The sequence below is a fragment of the Streptomyces sp. NPDC059455 genome (genome assembly GCF_042750115.1).
Taxonomy (GTDB): Bacteria; Actinomycetota; Actinomycetes; order Streptomycetales; family Streptomycetaceae; genus Streptomyces; species Streptomyces endocoffeicus.
On sequence record NZ_JBHYVB010000346.1, the window covers coordinates 1 to 2,679 of the forward strand.

The 2,679-nt window shown below is 69.0% G+C and carries 4 protein-coding genes; all 4 read right to left on the reverse strand.

The annotated features are described in order from the left end of the window. Positions 1-51 precede the first annotated feature (51 nt). The 4 genes from ACFXB5_RS51565 to ACFXB5_RS51580 all read right to left on the reverse strand — a co-directional run bounded on the left by ACFXB5_RS51565 (position 52) and on the right by ACFXB5_RS51580 (position 2,407). The gene (locus tag ACFXB5_RS51565) at positions 52-246 is read right to left on the reverse strand and encodes a ferredoxin (protein ID WP_069867705.1); all 195 of its coding nucleotides are present in this window, start codon (positions 244-246) and stop codon (positions 52-54) included. A 17-nt stretch (positions 247-263) separates the two neighbouring features. Beyond that, positions 264-1,493: a cytochrome P450 gene (locus ACFXB5_RS51570; protein ID WP_385222520.1), complete on the reverse strand. Its 1,230-nt coding sequence runs from the start codon at positions 1,491-1,493 to the stop codon at positions 264-266. Positions 1,494-1,580: 87 nt separating this feature from the next. Continuing rightward, positions 1,581-2,225, reverse strand: a complete 645-nt coding sequence (locus ACFXB5_RS51575) for a TetR/AcrR family transcriptional regulator (RefSeq protein ID WP_385222522.1) — start codon at positions 2,223-2,225, stop codon at positions 1,581-1,583. A 2-nt stretch (positions 2,226-2,227) separates the two neighbouring features. Beyond that, positions 2,228-2,407 carry a hypothetical protein gene (locus tag ACFXB5_RS51580; RefSeq protein ID WP_385222525.1) on the reverse strand — a complete coding sequence of 60 codons (180 nt, stop codon included), beginning with the start codon at positions 2,405-2,407 and terminating at the stop codon, positions 2,228-2,230. Positions 2,408-2,679 lie beyond the last annotated feature (272 nt).

A 2,679-nucleotide genomic window follows, 5' to 3' on the forward strand; every position in this document is an offset into this window, starting at 1 on the left:
GACCCGGACCCGGACCCGAACCCGAACCCGGACCCGAACCCGGTCCTGGACCTAGTCCCGGACCTCGATGGCCACGGCCGGGCACACCGCCGCGGCGTGCCGGATGTCGTCGGCCTGCTCGGCCGGGGGCTCGGCGTTGAGCAGCACCACGATGCCGTCCTCTTCGCGCTGGTCGAAGACCTCCATCGCGGCGACCACACACTGGCCGGACGCGACGCACTTGTCCTGATCGACGGTCACCTTCATCGGGGTTTCCTCTCTCTTCACCAGGTCACGGGAAGTTCATAGACGCCGTAGACGGATCCGTCGTGTTTGAAGGGGATCCGATCCAGCTCGGCGGCCGACCGCAGAGTGGGGATGCGGCGGTACAGGGTGCTGTAGACGACCTGGAGCTCCATCCGGGCCAGCGGCTGGCCCAGGCACTGGTGCACCCCGAAGCCGAAGGCCACATGGCGGCGGGCGTCGCGCCGGAGGTCCAGCCGGTCGGGCTCGGCGAACACGTCCGGGTCCCGGTTGGCGATGTCATTGGCCAGGATCAGCCCCTCGCCCGCGCGGATGACCTCCCCACCGATCTCGATGTCCGCCGTCGCCACCCGGCGCCGCCCGCTGTGGGTGATGTGCAGATAGCGCAGCAGCTCCTCCACGGCCGAGGCGATCAGCCGGGGATCGTCGGTGTCGCGCAGCAGGGCGAGCTGATCCGGGTGCTCGAACAGGGCGAGGGTGCCGAGCGCGATCATGTTCGCGGTGGTCTCATGTCCCGCGATCAGCAGCAGCACACCCATCTGTGCCGCCTCGTCGCGGGCGAGTTCGCCCGCCGTGACCCGCTCGGCAAGACCGGACAGCAGATCGTCCACAGGATGGGCCATCTTCTCGCCCATCAGGCCGTCCAGATACTCGATCAGGTTGCCATGGGCGGCCGAGCGCTGCTCGGGGGTGACGTTCCGGTTGATGATGACCTTGCTGTTGTCCTGGAAGAAGTCGTGGTCGCTGTAGGGCACTCCGAGCAGCTGACAGATCACCAGCGAGGGCACCGGCAGGGCGAACGCCTCCACCAGGTCCACCGGGTTCGGACCGGCCAGCAGCTCGTCGATCAGATCGTCCACGATCTTCTGCACACCGGGCCGCATCGCCTCCACCCGCTTGATGGCGAACGGCGCCGTCACCATCCGCCGAAGCCGGGCGTGCTCGGGGTCGTCCTTGAGGATGAAGCTGACCCCCGTGCCTCCCGGGGGCATCGGGGCCTGCCGGGGATAGCCGGGCCGGTTGATGTCGGCGCTGACCCTGGGGTCGGCCAGCAGCGCCCGTTGATCGGCGTACCGGGTCGCCAGCCACGGGGTGCTGCCGTCCCAGAGGCGGACCCTCGCCAGCGGCCCCTCCTGCTGTTTGTCCCGCAGGGCGGGGGGCGGGTCGAACGGGCACCCCGCCGCCCTGGCCATCGGATACTCCGGGGCCTTCGCATCGCGCTCGTCCAGCGGGTTGACTGTGCTGGTCATCGCTCCCTCAATTCGTACGAGGTGTGTGGTGGAACCCCCGTTGTCGATCGGCGGCCCGCACGGGCCGCTGGTGTGGTGGCCCCGCGATCAGCGGGTGACGGGCGCAAGCCACAGCCCGACGATTCCGTCGATCAGGCCGGTGGCGGCGTCGTGCCAGCTGGACCGGGGTGTGGCGGTGTGCTCGGCGAGTGCGCGCTCCCGCTCGGCGCACATGTGCAGGATCAGATTGCGCGCCATGGCGCCGCGCTCGATGTGCACCTCGATCGGCAGTTCGGGTAGGCACCGGTTGAACCCTTCGACGGTCCGCCGCAGCGCCGGGGAGGCCAGGGACTCATCGGCCATGATCTCGTGGAGCGCCGGGTCGGTCATCACCTGGGCGCAGAACCGCGCGTACCAGGTCGGGCTGGGCAGCTCCGCCAGATGCTCGAGGACCGGGCGGACCAGGCAGTCCACCCAGTCCCGTACGTCGGTGGAGTCGCCGATCTCGCCCAGCATCCGCAGGCGCAACCGCTCGACCTGCTCGGCGTGTTGCCGGGCGATCGCCCGCACCAGGTCGGCCTTGGTGCCGAAGTGGTAACCGACGGCCGCGTTGTTGCCCTGTCCCGCGGCCTCGCTGACCTGGCGGTTGGAGACCGCGTACACCCCGCGCTCGGCGAACAGCCGCTCCGCGGCGGCGAGGATCGCCCCACGCGTGGCATCGACCCGCTCGTGCCGTACGGCCCTGCCCACCATGGTCACCACCGCACCGGGAGCTCGCGCAGCCCGCCCACGGCCAGGCCCTTCTGCTCCCGCAACTGCCCTACGGGTACCGCGAGTTCGAGGGACGGGTCACGGTTGGCGGCGGTCATACCGCACACCACGGTGGTGCCGCGCGGCAGTACGGCGCCGGCCACCTCGCCGTCTCCTTGATCCACGATGCTCTCCCTCGGCCCGGGGCGGTCAGCAACAAGATCAGGCAACCCCATGGGCTACGTTAAGTCAAGCGACTGATTTAAGCCCTCGGCCGTCGTCGCCTGGTGCGTTGGCGACCGTCGGACGAGATGACCGCAGTACCTCAGCGCCCGTCGGGATCGGCAGGGCTTTTGCGTTTGGGGGGTGAAATCTATCTGAAAGAGTAACCCACAAGAACAAGACTGCTGTGCTTTTGTGTTATGTCACACTCTCTAGATGGGGCGCTGGTGGAGAG

What these genes read in the sequence shown, in the direction of transcription:
- ACFXB5_RS51565 (WP_069867705.1), bottom strand. Translation starts at nt 246, where the DNA reads ATGAAGGTGACCGTCGATCAGGACAAGTGCGTCGCGTCCGGCCAGTGT.
- ACFXB5_RS51570 (WP_385222520.1), bottom strand. Translation starts at nt 1,493, where the DNA reads ATGACCAGCACAGTCAACCCGCTGGACGAGCGCGATGCGAAGGCCCCG.
- ACFXB5_RS51575 (WP_385222522.1), bottom strand. Translation starts at nt 2,225, where the DNA reads ATGGTGGGCAGGGCCGTACGGCACGAGCGGGTCGATGCCACGCGTGGG.